This window comes from Achromobacter sp. RTa, assembly GCF_000757485.1.
In the GTDB taxonomy this organism is placed as follows: domain Bacteria; phylum Pseudomonadota; class Gammaproteobacteria; order Burkholderiales; family Burkholderiaceae_B; genus Achromobacter.
The window spans coordinates 102,297-118,350 of record NZ_JPYO01000019.1 but is presented as its reverse complement, the minus strand read 5'-3'; the positions used below and the strand labels follow the sequence as shown (position 1 = coordinate 118,350).

Here is a 16,054-nt window from a genome sequence, read left to right as displayed (position 1 = left end):
CGCGTCTTTCCAGAGCTGTATACGAGGAGACCGTCATATGTTGGGCCAGCGTATCGTTACCGCCGTCATCCTGTTGGCCATCCTGGCCGCCGCGATGTTCAGCGCCAATCCGTGGTGGTTCGTCGCCTTGCTGGCCCTGGCGGCCGCCTGCGCCAATTGGGAGTGGCTGCGCCTGACGCTGCCGCAACCGCCTTCCCCCCTGATTTCCGTCGGTGTCGCCGCGCTGCTGTTCGCGGGCATGCTGGGGCTGGCATCCGCCTGGCTGGCGGGCGACCGCGCCGGCGTGGCGGATCCCGCCTGGGTGCTGCGCTACGTGGTTCCGGCGGTGGCGGCCGTATGGCTGTTCGCCGGCCTGGCCGCGGTGGTCCGGGGGCGCTCCGATGCGCCGCCGGCCAGCCTGGGCTGGTCCGTCTTTTCCGTGCCCGCGGCCTTTGCTGCTTGGGCCGTGCTCGCACAGATGTTCATGGCGCGCGGCGCCGGCTTCGTCGTGTCGCTGCTGGCGCTCGTCTGGGTGGCCGATATCGCCGCGTATTTTGCCGGCCGCGCATTCGGCAGGCGTAAACTGGCCCCGCGGGTCAGTCCGGGCAAGACGATCGAGGGCGCCATTGCCGGCGTGCTGGGCGCGGTGGTCTGGATCGGCCTTTCCAGCCTCTGGGGCGGCACTTTCGGACACGCGCTGGTCGAACGCTGGACGTTCTGGCTGGCGTTGCCGATCGCCGCGTTGCTGGGCGTGGTTTCCATCGTGGGCGACCTGTTCGAATCGCTGCTCAAGCGCCGCGCCGGCCGCAAGGATTCCAGCACGCTGCTGCCCGGCCATGGCGGCGTCTACGACCGCATCGACGCGATCCTTCCCGTCGCGCCGTTCGCGCTACTTTTGTCTGGAGTGTTGTTTTGACGGCTTTTCAACGCGTCGTTGTGCTGGGATCGACCGGTTCGATCGGTGAAAGCACACTGGATGTGATTGCCCGCCATCCCGAGCGGTTGGCGGTTTATGCCTTGTCGGCGTACAGCCGGATGAATCGCCTGGCCGAGCAGGCCCAGGCCAGCGGGGCGGCGGTGGTGGTGGTGCCCGACGACGACGCGCGCCGGAAGTTCATCGCCGCCTGGGCGGGTTCCCGCCCCATGCCCGAGATCAGGGTGGGCGCGCAGGCGCTGGCCGAGACCGCGGCCGATCCGCAATGCGATTCGGTCATGGCCGCCATCGTCGGCGCGGCGGGGCTGCCCGCCGCCTTGGCCGCCGCGCGCAGCGGCAAGCGCGTGCTGCTGGCCAACAAAGAGGCCCTGGTCGCCGCCGGCTCGCTTTTCATGCAGGCCATCCGCGACAACGGCGCCGAACTGCTTCCCATCGACAGCGAACACAACGCGATTTTCCAATGCCTGCCTCAAGGCGGGAGGGCGGATGCCCCGGACGCTCCCGCGCCTGGCGTGCGGCGCCTCCTGCTGACGGCCTCCGGCGGCCCGTTCCGCGGGCGGGACCTGGAAGACCTGCATGAGGTCACGCCAGCCCAGGCCTGCGCCCATCCCAACTGGAGCATGGGCCGCAAGATCTCGGTGGATTCCGCCACCATGCTCAACAAGGGCCTGGAAGTGATCGAAGCGCATTGGCTGTTCGCCATGCCCGCCGACCGCATCGAGGTCGTGGTGCACCCGCAAAGCGTCGTGCATTCCATGGTGGAGTACAACGACGGATCCGTGCTGGCGCAGCTCGGGCAGCCCGACATGCGCACGCCGATCGCCTATGGCCTGGGCTTCCCGGAGCGCCTGGAGAGCGGGGTGGGTCCGCTCGACCTGACCCGCCTGGGGCGGCTGGACTTCGAAAAGCCAAATCTTGCCCGTTTCCCCTGCCTGGCCCTGTCGTTCGCGGCCCTGAGGGCCGGGCAGCGCGCCTGCGTGGTCTTGAACGCGGCCAACGAAGTGGCCGTCGAGGCTTTCCTGGCGGGCCGGCTGCCCTATACCTGGATTCCGAGAGTGATCGAGGCCTCCCTGGAGTGGCAGGCTCGGCAAGCTTCTGTTACCCTCAGCAGTCTTGACGACGTACTCGCGCTGGACGCGGCGGCGCGCGCCTACGCGGGCAACCTCGGTCTTGCCTGACGGCGGCGCCCGCCACTGATTCCCTAGATCTTCCGAATCCGATGCTTTTCACCCTGCTGGCCTTTGCGGTTGCGCTTGGCACCCTGATCATCTTTCATGAGCTGGGGCATTACTGGGTGGCCCGCCTGTGCGGCGTGAAGATCCTGCGCTTCTCGGTGGGGTTCGGCAAGGTCGTCCTGCGCCGTACCGACAAACACGGCACGGAATGGGCGGTTTCGGCGTTGCCGCTGGGCGGCTACGTCAAAATGCAGGACGATCCGCCAGCCGGCGCCAGCGCCGCGGAGGCCGCGGGGGCATTCAACAGCAAGCCGGTCGGCCAGCGCATCGCGATCGTCGCCGCCGGCCCCATTTTCAACCTGATCCTCGCCGTCTTCCTCTATGCGGGCCTGAACATGGCCGGCACCGAAGAGCCGGTGGCCATCATCGCCCAGCCCGCCGCCGAGACGCCCGCGGCTCGCGCCGGCCTGCTGCCGGGAGACCGCATCCTGGCCATCGACGGCCAGGAAATCGCGTCCTGGTCGGACGCCCGCTGGCGGCTGATGGACGTGATGTCCACGGGCGGAAGCGCGCAGATCGAGGTCCGGACCTCCGGCGGCGCCGTACACCAGCGCGAACTGGTGCTTCCCTCCAATACGATGGATCCGGCCAGCGGAGATCCGCTGGCCGCCGCCGGCATCCGGCTGGCCCAACCCAAGCCCGCCGTGCGCGTCGTCAATGACGGCGGGGAAGGGAAGGCGGCCGGGCTGCTGCCGGGCGATCTGGTCGTGGCCGTGAACGGCGTTCCCACCCCGGATACGGCCGCCTTGGTCAAGCAGATCCAGGAAAGCGCCGGCAAGACCCTCGCGCTGACCCTGATGCGCCAGGGCGCCCCGGTCTCCTTGAACGTCACGCCACGGCCCGAAATGGTCAACGGCCAGGAAATCGGACGCCTGGGCGTGCAGCTGGGCGGCGACGTTCCCATGGTGACGGTCCGCTACGGGGTGTTCGAAAGCGTGTGGCGCGGCGCCGTCCGCACCTGGGATACCGCCTGGTTCTCGCTGCGCATGATGGGCCGCATGGTGACCGGCGACGTGTCCTGGCGCAATGTCAGTGGCCCGGTGACCATCGCGGATTACGCCGGACAGACCGCCAGAATCGGAATTGTTGCGTATATCGCGTATATCGCCTTGATCAGCATCAGTCTCGGCGTTCTAAATTTGCTACCTATTCCTATGCTGGATGGTGGCCATCTGCTGTACTATCTCGTCGAAATTGTGCGGGGTAGCCCGCCGCCTGCGAGGTGGATCGATATCGGACAGCGCGCCGGCATAGGTTTATTGGCAGGCCTGATGGGGCTTGCGCTGTTCAACGATTTCACGCGTTTGTTCACTTAAGCGCGATTTAGCATAAAATCCCCCGCCATTTGCACGACCGAGGATACTCAAGGATGTCTTTTCGCCGGATGTTTCATCACAAAAAGGGTGTACTGCCGGGTCTGATCGCCGCACTGCTGGTACCGGCCATCGCCCACGCCTTCGACCCTTTTGTCGTGCGGGATATCCGCGTGGAGGGTATTCAACGAACCGACGCCGGCACCGTCTTCGGTTACTTGCCCGTCAAGGTCGGCGAGAAGTTCACCGAGGAAGAGGCCACCGAGGCCATCCGCCGCCTGTACGGCACGGGCTTTTTCACCGACGTACAGATCCAGACCGACAATAACGTCGTCGTGGTGGTCGTGCAGGAACGTCCGACGATCGCCTCGGTGAATTTCAACGGCATGCGCGAGTTCGACTCCAAGGCCATCACGACGTCGCTGGCGCAGGTCGGCTTCGCCGAAGGCCGGATTTTCGATCGCTCCATGCTCGAGCGCGCCGAATACGAACTGAAGCAGCAGTACCTGTCCAAGGGCAAGTACGGGGTGGAAGTGACCGCCACCGTGACGCCGCTGCCGCGCAACCGCGTGGGCGTGAGCTTCGACGTGTTCGAAGGCTCGGTCGCGCGCATCCAGGAGATCCGCTTCGTCGGCAACAAGGCCTTTTCCGAGGGCGACCTGCTGGACGTGTTCCAGCTGACGACGCCGGGCTGGCTGACCTGGTACACCGACACCGACAAGTATTCGCGCGAAAAGCTCGAGGGCGACCTGGAGCGCCTGCGCTCGTTCTACCTCGACCAGGGCTATCTCGAATTCTCGGTCGAGCCGCCGCAGGTCACGATTTCGCCGGACCGCAAGGACATCCGCATCACGATCACCGTGCACGAAGGCGAGCCCTACAAGGTGCGCAGCGTGAAGCTGGCGGGCAACCTGCTGGGCCTGGACAAGGAAATCGGCGCGTTGTTGCAGGTCAAGCCGGACGAGACCTTCTCGGCCGCCAAGGCCAACGATTCGGCCAAGGCCATCACGGACTACCTGGGCGAGCTGGGCTATGCCTTCGCCAACGTCAACCCCAACCCGCAGCTGGACCGCGCCAAGCACGAGGCCGACCTGACGTTCTACGTCGACCCGAGCCGCCGCGTGTACGTGCGCCGCATCCAGATCGGCGGCAATACCCGCACCCGCGACGAAGTGGTGCGCCGCGAAATGCGCCAGCAGGAAGCCGCCTGGTACGACGCCGCGGACATCAAGACCTCGCGCGACCGCATCGACCGCCTGGGCTATTTCAGCGACGTCAACGTCAAGACCGATCCGGTCCCCGGTTCTCCCGACCAGGTCGACGTGAACGTCGACGTCAAGGAAAAGCCCACCGGCATGATCAACCTGGGCGTGGGCTACGGCTCGTCCGAAAAGGCCATCCTGTCGGCGGGCATCAGCGAAGACAACGTGTTCGGCAGCGGCACCAACCTGACCCTGCAGCTGAACACCAGCAAGACCAACCGCGCGATCGTGCTGTCGCACACCGATCCGTACTGGACCAAGGACGGTATCAGCCGCACCACGTCCGCCTACTACCGCGTGACCGAGCCCTGGAACAACAACGACGGCGACTACCGCGTCAAGGCCATGGGCCTGGGCATGAACTTCGGTATCCCGATCTCCGAGTACGACCGGATCTTCCTGGGCGCGAACTTCGAGCGCAACCAGATCGAGCTGTACGACAACTCGCCGGCGGCCTACGAGAAGTTCGTCGACGATTACGGCGATGCGACCAATTCGGTGATCTTCAGCACGGGCTGGTCGAAGGACACGCGCGACAGCGCGTTGGCGCCGACCAAGGGTTCGTACACCCGCCTGAAGGCCGACCTGTCCACCATCGACCTGCAATACACGATGCTGACGGCCCAGCAGCAGTACTACGTGCCGCTGGGCGGCTCCTATACCCTGGCCCTGAACGGCATGGTCGATTGGGGCCAGAGCTACGGCGGCAATGATTACCCGGTCATCAAGAACGTCTATGCCGGCGGTATCGGCACCGTCCGCGGCTACGAGGGCTCGTCCCTGGGCCCGCGCGATACGAAGACGGGCGACTACCTGGGCGGCACGCGCCGCATCGTGGCCAACGCCCAGCTGTACCTGCCGTTCCCGGGCGCCACGAAAGACCGCACCCTGCGCTGGTTCATCTTCACGGATGCGGGCCAGGTGGCGGCGGGCAGCGGCCTGTCTTGCACCAACGGCAAGCCGGGCAGCGAGGTGGAAGATCCTTGCGGCTGGCGTTTCTCGGCCGGTATCGGCCTGTCGTGGCAGTCGCCGATGGGCCCGTTGCAGCTGTCTTACGCCCGTCCGCTCAATTCGAAGCCCGGCGACGACAAGCAAAGCTTCCAGTTCCAGATCGGGACCGGTTTCTAAGCGCCGTTACGCTTGAAAACAAGGGAGGGGGCCGGTGGGCCGGCTCCCTTGCTGTTTAGTGGCACAATACACACTTTGGCTTTGCCTTACTGGAAGGTGAGATTTTCATGATGTCTGATTCCGCACTTAAAACATCGAATTCGCTGGGTGCCAAGCGCCGCGGCAAGCTGGGCGGCTCCATTGCCCTGGTGGGTGCGCTCATTCTCGGTTCGGCTGCGGCGATTCCCGCGCATGCTCAAGGCACCAAGATCGGTTTCGTGAATACCGAGCGGATCCTGCGCGAGTCGGGCCCGGCCAAGACTGCCCAAAGCAAAATCGAAGCCGAATTCAAGAAGCGCGACGACGAACTCCAGCGCCTGAACAACAACCTGCGCTCGCAAGCCGAGAAATTCGACAAGGACGCTCCCGTCCTGTCGGAATCCGACCGCGTCAAGCGCCAGCGTGAGCTGTCCAACCTGGATACCGACCTGCAGCGCAAGCGCCGCGAGTTCCAGGAAGACTTCAACCGCCGCCGCAACGAGGAATTCTCGGGCATCGTGACGAAGGCCAATGAGGCCATCAAGCGCATCGCCGAGCAGGAAAACTACGACCTGATCATCCAGGACGCCGTGACGGTCAACCCGCGCATCGACATCACCGACAAGGTGATCCAGAGCCTGGGCAAGTAAGTAACACCTGTCACGTCATGCCGGTTTTACTGGATCTTGTCCGCGCGCCGACGCTTGAAGCACTGTTGAGCGCCGCCAATACCCAGGGATTGGACTGGCGCATCAGTGCGGCGCCAGGCGCAGACCCCTTGCAGGTCTGCGGCATTGGAACGCTGTCATCGGCGGGCCCGCAGGAAATCTCCTTCCTGGCCAATCCCCGCTACCAGAGCCAGCTCGGCGCCACCAGGGCGGCGGCGGTCATCGTCTCGAACGACGTGGCCGAGGCCCTGGAGGCCGAAGGCAGCCCGCGGCCGCCTTTCGCGCTGGTCGTCTGCAAGCATCCCTATCTGCTTTACGCCCGCGTGGCGCAGTGGTTCGACGCCGCGAGGCGGCCCGAGCTGCCCGCCCATACGCATCCGTCCGCGGTGGTGGCCGATGACGCCACGATCGAAGAGGGCGTGCGCATCGGCCCGCAATGCGTGGTGGAATCCGGCGCCCGGATCGGCCGCGGCGCGGTGCTGGGGCCGGGCTGCGTCATCGGCGCCGGCTCGTCCGTGGGGCCTGGCAGCCTGCTGCACGCCCACGTTACGCTGTACGAAGGCGTCACCGTGGGCGCCCGGGCCATCATCCATAGCGGAGCGGTGCTGGGCGCGGACGGATTCGGTTTCGCGCCGGATCCCTCGCTGGGCAAGGGCGCCTGGGGCAAGATCCCGCAGTTGGGCGGGGTGACGATCGGCGACGACGTCGAAATCGGCGCAAACACGACGATCGACCGCGGCGCGCTCGAAGACACCCTGGTGTCCGACGGCGTGAAGCTGGACAACCAGATCATGATCGGCCACAACTGCCGCATCGGCGCGCACACCGCGATGGCGGCCTGCGTCGGGGTGGCTGGCTCGACCACGATCGGGGAACGCTGCACGATCGGCGGAGCCGCCATGCTGTCGGGCCACCTGACGCTGGGCGACGACGTGCATATTTCGGGCGGCACCGCGGTTACGTCCAATATTTCGAAGCCAGGCCGCTATACGGGCGTATTCCCGTATGCGGAACATGGCGAATGGCAGCGCAACGCCGCCGTGATACAGCAGTTGGCGCAATTGCGCCGCCGCGTGCGGACGCTGGAAAAAGAGTAGGGCGCTCCGTCGCTCCGGCGCGTCCGCGCCGCGAAATTATTTCACTTTGCAGGAAAGCATAGAAAAATGGAACTCGACATCAAGGGGATCATGGAGAGGTTGCCGCATCGTTACCCGATGCTGCTGATTGACCGCGTCGTCGAAATGGTGCCTGGCAAGTCCATCGTGGCCATCAAGAACGTCTCGATCAATGAACCGTTTTTCAATGGCCACTTTCCGCATCACCCGGTGATGCCTGGCGTGCTCATCGTCGAAGCCATGGCCCAGGCCTCGGCCCTGTTCTCGTTCACCGACGAGAACGGCGGCCTGAAGTGCGAAGGTTCCAAGACGGCGTATTACCTGGTCGGCATCGATGGCGCGCGTTTCCGCCGCCCCGTGGTGCCGGGCGACCAGCTGCGCATCGAAGTGGAAGCCGAGCGTTTGAGCCGCAGCATCTGTAAGTACCAAGCGCGCGCAACGGTGGACGGCCAGGAAGTCGCCTCGGCCAAGCTGATGTGCGCGATTCGCAGCCTGGAAGAGTAGTCAATGGCAGGAAACATTCACCCCACCGCTGTCGTCGATCCGGCGGCAAAACTCGACCCGACCGTGGTGGTCGGCGCCTACGCGATGATCGGCCCCGGCGTGACCATCGGCGCCGGCACCGAGATCGGCCCGTACTGCATGGTGGACGGGGTGACGACCATCGGACGCGACAACCGCTTCTACCGGTACTGCTCGATCGGCGGCATGCCGCAAGACAAGAAATACAAGGGCGAGCCGACGCGTCTCGAAATCGGCGACCGCAATACCGTGCGGGAGTTCGTGACGCTGAACACGGGCACCGTGCAGGACGGCGGCGTCACCACGCTGGGTGACGACAACTGGATCATGGCGTACGTGCACGTGGCGCACGACTGCCACATCGGCAGCAACACCATCCTGGCCAATTCCGTGCAGCTGGGCGGCCACGTCCATGTCGGCGATTGGGCCATCGTGGGCGGCCTGACCGGGGTGCACCAGTTCGCGCGCATCGGCGCGCACAGCATGACGGGCGGCAACAGCTCCTTGATGCAGGATACGCCGCCGTTCGTGCTGGCTGCCGGCAACCCCTGCCGGCCGGTCGGCGTCAACGTCGAGGGCCTGAAACGCCGCGGATTCACTCCCGCCGAGATTTCTGCGCTGCGCGACGCCTACAAGACCATCTACCGCAGGGGGCTTTCCCTGGACGCGGCGCGGGCCGAGTTGCGCGCCCGCCAGCAGGCGGAACCGGAAGTCGCCAGCCGCCTGCAGACCCTGCTCGATTTCCTGGACGTCGCCAGCCGCGGCATCATCCGGCCATGAACACGCGGATCGGCATGGTGGCCGGCGAGCCTTCGGGCGATTTGCTGGCCGGTCGCATCATTGCCGGTCTGCAAGCGCGCGACGCCGGCGTCCGGTGCGAAGGAATCGGCGGGCCGCAGATGCAGGCCCGCGAGTTCGACGCCTGGCATCCCATGCATGCCCTGACGGTGTTCGGGTACGTCGATGCGCTCAAGCGGCTGCCCAGCCTGCTGGGCACCTATCGCGACGTCAAGCGCCGCTGGCTGGCCGAGCCGCCTGCCGTTTTCGTCGGTATCGACGCGCCGGATTTCAATCTGCGCCTGGAGCACCAGCTGCGGCAGGCCGGCACGCCCACGGTGCATTTCGTCGGGCCGTCCATCTGGGCCTGGCGCTACGAGCGCATCCACAAGATCCGCGAATCCGTGTCGCACATGCTGGTGCTGTTCCCGTTCGAGGAAGAGATCTACCGCAAGGAAGGCATTCCTGTTACCTACGTGGGCCACCCGCTGGCCGGGGCCGTGCCCATGCAGCCGGATCGGGCCGCGGCGCGGGCTCGCCTGGGCATAGCCCAGGACGCGCGCGTGCTGGCCATCCTGCCGGGCAGCCGCTCGTCCGAGATCCGGCTGCTGGCCCCGCGTTTCCTCCAGGCCGCCCAGTTGCTGCAGAAAAAAGACCCGGCCCTCCAATGCGTGGTGCCGATGGTCAATGACCAGCGGCGCGCCGAATTCCAGGCCATCCTGGCCCAGTATCCGGTGCCCGGCTTGCGCTGCGTGACCGCAGAGGACCTGCACGGGGAGGGCGGCGAGCGCCAGGCGCCCGTGGCCTGGTCGGTGATGGAAGCGGCCACGGCGGTGTTGGTGGCCAGCGGCACGGCGACGCTCGAGACGGCGCTGTACAAGCGCCCCATGGTCATTTCCTACGTGCTGTCGCCCTGGATGCGCCGCATCATGGCGTGGAAATCTGGTCAGCAGCGTCCGTACCTGCCGTGGGTCGGCCTGCCGAACGTGCTGCTGCGCGATTTCGCCGTGCCCGAGCTGCTGCAGGACGACGCCACCCCGGAAAAACTGGCCGAGGCGACCTGGGCCGCGCTGACCGATGAAGCGCTGACGGCGCGGGTCGAAGCGCGTTTCACCGCCTTGCACCAGGAACTGCTGCGCGATACGCCGGCGCTGGCCGCCCAGGCGATCCTGGAGGTGGCCGGTGGAGCAGCCTGACCTGTTCGCGGCGCCCGAACAGCCGCCGATGGTGACTGCCGGGGTCGACGAGGCCGGCCGGGGCCCGCTTGCGGGCGCGGTGTACGCCGCGGCCGTTATCCTGGATCCCGCCCGGCCCATCGACGGCCTGGCGGATTCCAAGGTGCTGAAGGCGGCGACACGCGAAGCCCTGGCGCTGGAAATCCAGGAGCGCTCGCTCGCCTGGTTCGTCGCCAGCGCCAGCGTGGCCGAGATCGACAGCCTGAACATCCTGCGCGCCACGATGCTGGCGATGCAAAGGGCGGTCCAGGGCCTGTCCCTCCTGCCGCAGCTGGCGCTTGTGGACGGCAACCAGGCCCCGAAGCTGGGTTGCACCGTGCAGACCGTCATCAAGGGCGATGCGCTGGTGCCCGCGATTTCCGCGGCCTCCATCCTGGCCAAGACAGCCCGGGACGCGGACCTGCTGCGGCTGCATGCCTTGTATCCCCAGTACGCGTTCGACCAGCACAAGGGCTACGGCACCGCGCTGCACCTGCAAATGCTGCGCGAACACGGTCCTTGCGCCGAACACCGCCGCAGCTTCGCGCCGATCAAGGCCTACGGTCCGACCTCATGAAGCACATCAGTTCCCGCGACAATCCCGCGGTCAAGGCGCTCGCCAGGCTGGCCGGCACGGCGGGCAAGCGCGGGGCGCCCGTGCTGCTGGACGGGGTCCACCTGTGCCAGGCATGGCTGCAGCATCATGGCGCGCCCGACCAGGCCGTTTTCGACGTGGGGCGCCTGTCTCAGCCCGACATCGCCGCCTTGGCCGCCGCCGTGCCCGATAGCCGCTGCCTGGCCCTGGACGCGCGCCTGATGCAATCGCTGGCCAGCGTGGAAAGCGGGCAGGGCGTTGCGTTCCTGGTCACGCCGCCAGCCATGGCATTGCCCGCGGAAGTGGACGAGAACTGCGTGCTGTTCGACCGCATCCAGGATCCCGGCAATGTCGGCACATTGTTGCGCACCTGCGCGGCGGCCGGCGTGAAACGGGTGTTCCTGGCGACCGGCACGGCGGCGGCATGGTCGCCCAAGGTGCTGCGCAGCGGCCAGGGCGCCCACTTCGCCCTGGCCATCCATGAACATGTCGATCTTGCGGCCTTGCTGCCCAGCCTGCGGGTGCCGCTGGTGGCGACCGCGTTGGAGGGCGCGCAGGATCTGTACCGCGGCCGCCTGCCGGAACGCTGCGCCTGGGTATTCGGCCACGAAGGACAGGGCGTGGCGGCTGCCTTGCTTGACGCCGCCTCTCTTAAGCTGCACATCCCCCACGATATGGCGGCGGTGGAGTCGCTCAATGTAGGAGCCGCGGCCGCCATCTGCCTGTTCGAACAGCGGCGGCAGGGCTTGCTCGCCTGATCCGGTTCCGCAACGCTGAAGGGTAAGCGGCGCGGCTGCGGCGACAGACGGAACCGGGCGGAAAACGTTTTGTAAATATAGGACGCACTCATATACTTCGGCTTTTGCTTCCGAGGTGTTTATGGCGTCATCGCCGGTTCGTAGGCTTGAAGATTGTCCCGCCCGCGCGGCCAGGGTGCTTTTTTTGGCGGCCGCGTGCGCGTTTGCGCTGGGCGCGTGCATGTCGGTCAATACCCAGAAAGTCAGCATGGTGCATGCGGCTCCGGCGGATCCCGTCCACATCATCCAATTGTCCAGACCGGTCATCGCGGCCCTGCCGAACGATAGTAGCGTGACGCTGGCTGCCGGCTCGCAATGGCGCCGCGTGGGCGCCTTGCCGCAAGGCGACGTCTATCGTCCCCTGAGCGGGCTCTTCACCATCCAGACGCGTCGCCAGGACGAAGCCTATGCCGTGGCGTCTTCCGGCAAGCTTCTCGGTTTCTACCTGCCGGGCGAAGGCTCATACATGCCTCTGTCCCGTCCCGTCACGTTGCCCGTGGAGATGCGTCAATGAAAGCGTGGTTGAGAATGGCGGCCGCCGCGGTCGTTGCTGTGCTGTTGGCCGGTTGCGCCGGATCCAGGTACGAATCGCTGCATGGCAGGATCCCGCCCATCGCCGAGGGGAACGGCCGGATTTATTTCTATCAGCCGCAACCCGCGAGCATGGCGGCCGCCCAGCAAAAACTGCGTGTCAACAAGGAGGTCGTGGGCCGCAACAAGCCTGGCAGCTTCTTCTTCGTGGACCGCCCCGCGGGCAGCTACGTCGTCACCAATCTGTATTGGACCGGCGACGGCGTGAGCTTCATGTTGGATGCGGGTCAGACGCGCTATGTGCGCATCATGGCGGAATCGCTGGGCAGCACCAGCGCGGTGGGCCAGTTGTCCATGCAATTGGTCGACCCGCCCGAGTTGGCCGAGAATGAAATGCGCCAGTTGCGCTATTGGGGCGCCGCCTCGCCCGAACAGGTGCCCGGCCTGTAAGCCGCGACGGTGCTGTAAAGAGGGGCGCGCCAGGGGCGCGCCCTTGCTGTTTTCAACCCCGGTCCAGGCCGACCTCCTGCAGTACGGTGGTCGCGATCTCCTCGATCGATTTCGTGGTGCTCGACAGCCACGAAATGCCTTCGCGGCGCATCATGCGTTCGGCCTCGGCGACTTCGTAGCGGCATTGTTCCAGCTTAGCATAGCGGCTGTTGGGGCGGCGTTCGTTGCGGACCTCGGCCAGGCGCTCGGGCTGGATCGACAGGCCGAAGAGCTTGCCGCGGTGCGGCGCGATGGTCGAGGGCAGGGTGCCGCGCTCGAAGTCGTCCGGCGTGAGCGGGAAATTGGCCGCCTTGATGGCGTATTGCATGGCCAGGTACAGGCTGGTGGGCGTCTTGCCGCAGCGGGACACGCCCACCAGGATCACGTCCGCCTGGTCCAGCTGGTTCACGAATTGGCCGTCATCGTGGGCCAGGCTGAAGTTGATCGCGTCGATCCGATTGCGGTACTTTTCTGAATTGGCCTGCATGTGCGAGCGGCCGATGGAATGGCTGGACTTCAGCCCCAACGCCTGCTCGATGTGGCTTACGAAAGTGCCGAACAGATCGAGGAAGATTCCGTTCGCCTGGCGAACACGGGCCAGCATGTCGGGGTTGACCAGGGTGCTGAAAACGATGGGCGGAACGCCGGCCTCCTGGGCGCTTCGGTCGATCCGCATGGCGACTTCGGCCGCCTTTTCCAGCGTGTCGACGAAGGGCAGCCGGACGGGCTTGAAATCGACCCCCTCGAACTGCGAAAGGACTGACTGGCTGAAGGTTTCTGCGGTGATGCCGGTACTGTCGGAAACGATGTATACCGTGCGTACGATCGGGGTAGATGTCATGTGTAAAAAATTCCAACCAGGCGGATGGCCGGACGTACTCCACCGAGTACAATCAGGCCCCTATAAGTCACCCCAAGGGCGGTCCAAGGCCAGTTTGGTCAGCGCGTAGAGTTGGGGCTGTGATCCAGCTTCCTGACGCATTGACCAAACTCGCTTTCATTCCATTGTAAAAGGTGACTTCAATGTCGTATGTTGTTTTGTTCGAGCAGCTCCGCATGACGGACGTGGACTCGGTAGGAGGCAAGAACGCATCACTAGGCGAAATGATCAGTCAGCTGTCTGGCGCGGGCGTCCGCGTGCCGGGCGGCTTCGCCACGACCGCGGATGCCTTCCGCGACTTCCTCAAGGCCTCCGGCCTCGACAAGCGCATCGCTGAGCGCTTGAGCACGCTGAACCCCGAAGACGTCCGCGAGCTGGCCAATGCCGGCGCGCAGATTCGCCAATGGATCGTCGAGGCGCCGTTCTCGTCCGAATTCGAAAAGCAGATCCGCGAGGCCTTCGCCAAACTCGACGCCGACGGCAAGGGCTCGTTCGCCGTGCGCTCGTCCGCAACCGCCGAAGACCTGCCCGACGCTTCGTTCGCCGGCCAGCAGGAAACCTTCCTGAACGTCGTCGGCATCGACGACGTGCTGGACAAGATCCGCCACGTGTTCGCGTCGCTGTACAACGACCGCGCCATTTCCTATCGCGTGCACAAGGGCTACGCCCACGCCGACGTCGCCTTGTCGGCCGGCATCCAGCGCATGGTGCGTTCCGACAAGGGCAGCGCCGGCGTCATGTTCACCATCGACACCGAATCGGGCTTCCAGGACGTGGTGTTCATCACTTCGTCGTACGGCCTGGGCGAAACCGTGGTGCAAGGCGCGGTCAACCCTGACGAGTTCTACGTCTTCAAGCCCACGCTGGCCCAGGGCCACTTCCCGATCGTGGGCCGCCGCATCGGCTCCAAGCTGATCAAGATGGAATTCGACCCGGAGCGTCCGGAAGGCCGCGCCGTGCGCACGGTGGACGTGCCCGTCTCCGAGCGCAACCGCTATTCGCTGACCGACGACGAGGTCAACGAACTGGCCCGCTACGCCGTCATCATCGAAAAGCACTACGGCCGTCCCATGGACATCGAGTGGGGCCGTGACGGCGTGGACGGCAAGATCTACATCCTGCAGGCGCGTCCGGAAACGGTGAAGTCGCAGCAGGGCGCCGCCGACGTCCAGCAGCGCTACCGCCTGAAGGCCACCGGCCAGGTCCTGATCACCGGCCGCGCGATCGGCCAGAAGATCGGTTCGGGCCCCGTGCGCGTGGTTGGCGACATCTCCGACATGGACAAGGTCCAGCCGGGCGACGTACTGGTGACCGACATGACGGACCCCAACTGGGAACCCGTGATGAAGCGCGCCTCCGCCATCGTGACGAACCGCGGCGGCCGTACGTGCCACGCGGCCATCATCGCGCGCGAGCTGGGCATTCCGGCGGTTGTGGGTTGCGGCAACGCCACCGACGTGCTGAAGGAAGGCCAGGCCGTGACCGTGTCCTGCGCGGAAGGCGACGAAGGCCGCATCTATGACGGCCTGATCGAGACCGAGGTGGAAGAAGTGCGCCGCGGCGACATGCCCGCCATCGATCTGAAGATCATGATGAACGTGGGCAATCCGCAGCTGGCCTTCGACTTCGCCCAGATTCCCAATGGCGGCGTCGGCCTGGCGCGCCTGGAATTCATCATCAACAACAACATCGGCATCCACCCGAAGGCGGTGCTGGACTACCCGAACGTCGACGGCGAACTGAAGAAGGCCGTGGAATCGGCGGCCCGCGGGCACGCCAGCCCGCGCGCCTTCTTCGTCGAGAAGATGGCCGAAGGCGTGGCCACGATCGCGGCGGCGTTCTACCCCAAGCCCGTCATCGTGCGCATGTCGGACTTCAAGTCGAACGAATACCGCAAGCTGGTCGGCGGTTCGCGCTACGAGCCCGAGGAAGAGAACCCCATGCTGGGCTTCCGCGGTGCGTCGCGTTATATCGCCGAGGACTTCGCCGAGTGCTTCCGCATGGAATGCGAAGCGCTGAAGAAGGTGCGCGACGAGATGGGCCTGACCAACGTCGAAATCATGGTGCCTTTCGTGCGCACGCTGGGCCAGGCCGAGCGGGTGGTCAACCTGCTGGCCAAGCATGGCCTTGCCCGCGGTGAAAACGGCCTGAAGCTCATCATGATGTGCGAAGTGCCGTCCAACGCCATCCTGGCCGACGAGTTCCTGCAGTATTTCGACGGCTTCTCCATCGGCTCGAACGACATGACCCAGCTGACGCTGGGCCTGGACCGCGATTCGGGCATGGAGCTCCTGGCCGCCGACTTCGACGAACGCGACGAGGCCGTGAAGTTCATGCTGCGCCGCGCGATCAAGGCTTGCCTGGCCGCCAACAAGTACGTGGGCATCTGCGGCCAAGGCCCCAGCGACCACCCCGACTTCGCGCAATGGCTGAAGGACGAGGGCATCCTGTCGATGTCGCTCAATCCGGACACCGTTGTCGACACGTGGCAGCGCCTGGCCAAGAACTGATCGGATTTCCGATGTGAAAACCCCGCGTCACGGAAGTGGCGCGGGTTTTTTTTTGTCGTCGGGCCGCCCCAAGACAAAAAACGCCCC

At 65.6% G+C, this 16,054-nt stretch carries 15 protein-coding genes; 14 read left to right on the top strand and 1 reads right to left on the bottom strand.

The features are described from left to right. The first annotated feature begins 37 nt into the window (after nt 1-37). The 13 genes from JL37_RS06775 (at nt 38) to JL37_RS06715 (ending at nt 12,538) form a co-directional block, all read left to right on the top strand. Nucleotides 38-895, top strand: coding sequence for a phosphatidate cytidylyltransferase (locus tag JL37_RS06775; RefSeq protein WP_043542848.1), 858 nt, complete (start codon nt 38-40; stop codon nt 893-895). Continuing rightward, on the top strand, nt 892-2,091 hold the full coding sequence (locus JL37_RS06770) for a 1-deoxy-D-xylulose-5-phosphate reductoisomerase (protein WP_043542847.1): 1,200 nt from the start codon (nt 892-894) through the stop codon (nt 2,089-2,091). Before JL37_RS06775 ends, JL37_RS06770 begins: the two co-directional genes overlap by 4 nt. A gap of 41 nt (nt 2,092-2,132) precedes the next feature. Then, the gene (rseP, locus tag JL37_RS06765) at nt 2,133-3,464 is read left to right on the top strand and encodes an RIP metalloprotease RseP (protein ID WP_043542846.1); all 1,332 of its coding nucleotides are present in this window, start codon (nt 2,133-2,135) and stop codon (nt 3,462-3,464) included. A gap of 53 nt (nt 3,465-3,517) precedes the next feature. After that, on the top strand, nt 3,518-5,851 hold the full coding sequence (bamA, locus tag JL37_RS06760; protein ID WP_043542845.1) for an outer membrane protein assembly factor BamA: 2,334 nt from the start codon (nt 3,518-3,520) through the stop codon (nt 5,849-5,851). 107 nt (nt 5,852-5,958) lie between these two features. Then, nucleotides 5,959-6,519 carry an OmpH family outer membrane protein gene (locus tag JL37_RS06755; protein ID WP_043542844.1) on the top strand — a complete coding sequence of 187 codons (561 nt, stop codon included), beginning with the start codon at nt 5,959-5,961 and terminating at the stop codon, nt 6,517-6,519. A 17-nt stretch (nt 6,520-6,536) separates the two neighbouring features. Beyond that, nucleotides 6,537-7,634: a UDP-3-O-(3-hydroxymyristoyl)glucosamine N-acyltransferase gene (gene lpxD / locus JL37_RS06750; protein WP_043542843.1), complete on the top strand. Its 1,098-nt coding sequence runs from the start codon at nt 6,537-6,539 to the stop codon at nt 7,632-7,634. A gap of 66 nt (nt 7,635-7,700) precedes the next feature. Continuing rightward, nucleotides 7,701-8,156, top strand: a complete 456-nt coding sequence (fabZ, locus tag JL37_RS06745) for a 3-hydroxyacyl-ACP dehydratase FabZ (RefSeq protein ID WP_008167730.1) — start codon at nt 7,701-7,703, stop codon at nt 8,154-8,156. Nucleotides 8,157-8,159: 3 nt separating this feature from the next. Next, the gene (lpxA, locus tag JL37_RS06740; RefSeq protein WP_043542842.1) at nt 8,160-8,954 is read left to right on the top strand and encodes an acyl-ACP--UDP-N-acetylglucosamine O-acyltransferase; all 795 of its coding nucleotides are present in this window, start codon (nt 8,160-8,162) and stop codon (nt 8,952-8,954) included. After that, nucleotides 8,951-10,147, top strand: a complete 1,197-nt coding sequence (gene lpxB, locus JL37_RS06735; protein ID WP_043542841.1) for a lipid-A-disaccharide synthase — start codon at nt 8,951-8,953, stop codon at nt 10,145-10,147. The genes lpxA and lpxB overlap by 4 nt, the downstream gene beginning before the upstream one ends. Continuing rightward, on the top strand, nt 10,134-10,742 hold the full coding sequence (rnhB, locus tag JL37_RS06730; RefSeq protein WP_043542839.1) for a ribonuclease HII: 609 nt from the start codon (nt 10,134-10,136) through the stop codon (nt 10,740-10,742). Before lpxB ends, rnhB begins: the two co-directional genes overlap by 14 nt. Next, nucleotides 10,739-11,518, top strand: coding sequence for an RNA methyltransferase (locus JL37_RS06725; RefSeq protein WP_043542838.1), 780 nt, complete (start codon nt 10,739-10,741; stop codon nt 11,516-11,518). Before rnhB ends, JL37_RS06725 begins: the two co-directional genes overlap by 4 nt. Nucleotides 11,519-11,738: 220 nt before the next feature. Continuing rightward, a complete protein-coding gene (locus JL37_RS06720; protein WP_156124236.1) occupies nt 11,739-12,071 on the top strand; it encodes a hypothetical protein in 333 nt (110 codons plus the stop codon). Then, nucleotides 12,068-12,538, top strand: coding sequence for a DUF2846 domain-containing protein (locus JL37_RS06715; RefSeq protein WP_043542834.1), 471 nt, complete (start codon nt 12,068-12,070; stop codon nt 12,536-12,538). Before JL37_RS06720 ends, JL37_RS06715 begins: the two co-directional genes overlap by 4 nt. Nucleotides 12,539-12,590: 52 nt before the next feature. Here JL37_RS06715 and JL37_RS06710 read toward each other — a convergent pair whose 3' ends face one another. Continuing rightward, nucleotides 12,591-13,418: a pyruvate, water dikinase regulatory protein gene (locus tag JL37_RS06710; RefSeq protein ID WP_043542832.1), complete on the bottom strand. Its 828-nt coding sequence runs from the start codon at nt 13,416-13,418 to the stop codon at nt 12,591-12,593. A gap of 182 nt (nt 13,419-13,600) precedes the next feature. On the opposite strand from JL37_RS06710, the gene ppsA reads away from it, so the two are divergent. Continuing rightward, nucleotides 13,601-15,967: a phosphoenolpyruvate synthase gene (gene ppsA / locus JL37_RS06705; RefSeq protein WP_043542830.1), complete on the top strand. Its 2,367-nt coding sequence runs from the start codon at nt 13,601-13,603 to the stop codon at nt 15,965-15,967. Nucleotides 15,968-16,054: the final 87 nt, after the last annotated feature.

Coding starts and splice junctions, on each gene's coding strand:
- JL37_RS06775 (WP_043542848.1), top strand. CDS start 38: ATGTTGGGCCAGCGTATCGTTACCGCCGTCATCCTGTTGGCCATCCTG.
- rseP (WP_043542846.1), top strand. CDS start 2,133: ATGCTTTTCACCCTGCTGGCCTTTGCGGTTGCGCTTGGCACCCTGATC.
- bamA (WP_043542845.1), top strand. CDS start 3,518: ATGTCTTTTCGCCGGATGTTTCATCACAAAAAGGGTGTACTGCCGGGT.
- JL37_RS06755 (WP_043542844.1), top strand. CDS start 5,959: ATGATGTCTGATTCCGCACTTAAAACATCGAATTCGCTGGGTGCCAAG.
- lpxD (WP_043542843.1), top strand. CDS start 6,537: ATGCCGGTTTTACTGGATCTTGTCCGCGCGCCGACGCTTGAAGCACTG.
- fabZ (WP_008167730.1), top strand. CDS start 7,701: ATGGAACTCGACATCAAGGGGATCATGGAGAGGTTGCCGCATCGTTAC.
- lpxA (WP_043542842.1), top strand. CDS start 8,160: ATGGCAGGAAACATTCACCCCACCGCTGTCGTCGATCCGGCGGCAAAA.
- lpxB (WP_043542841.1), top strand. CDS start 8,951: ATGAACACGCGGATCGGCATGGTGGCCGGCGAGCCTTCGGGCGATTTG.
- JL37_RS06725 (WP_043542838.1), top strand. CDS start 10,739: ATGAAGCACATCAGTTCCCGCGACAATCCCGCGGTCAAGGCGCTCGCC.
- JL37_RS06720 (WP_156124236.1), top strand. CDS start 11,739: ATGTCGGTCAATACCCAGAAAGTCAGCATGGTGCATGCGGCTCCGGCG.
- JL37_RS06715 (WP_043542834.1), top strand. CDS start 12,068: ATGAAAGCGTGGTTGAGAATGGCGGCCGCCGCGGTCGTTGCTGTGCTG.
- JL37_RS06710 (WP_043542832.1), bottom strand. CDS start 13,418: ATGACATCTACCCCGATCGTACGCACGGTATACATCGTTTCCGACAGT.
- ppsA (WP_043542830.1), top strand. CDS start 13,601: ATGTCGTATGTTGTTTTGTTCGAGCAGCTCCGCATGACGGACGTGGAC.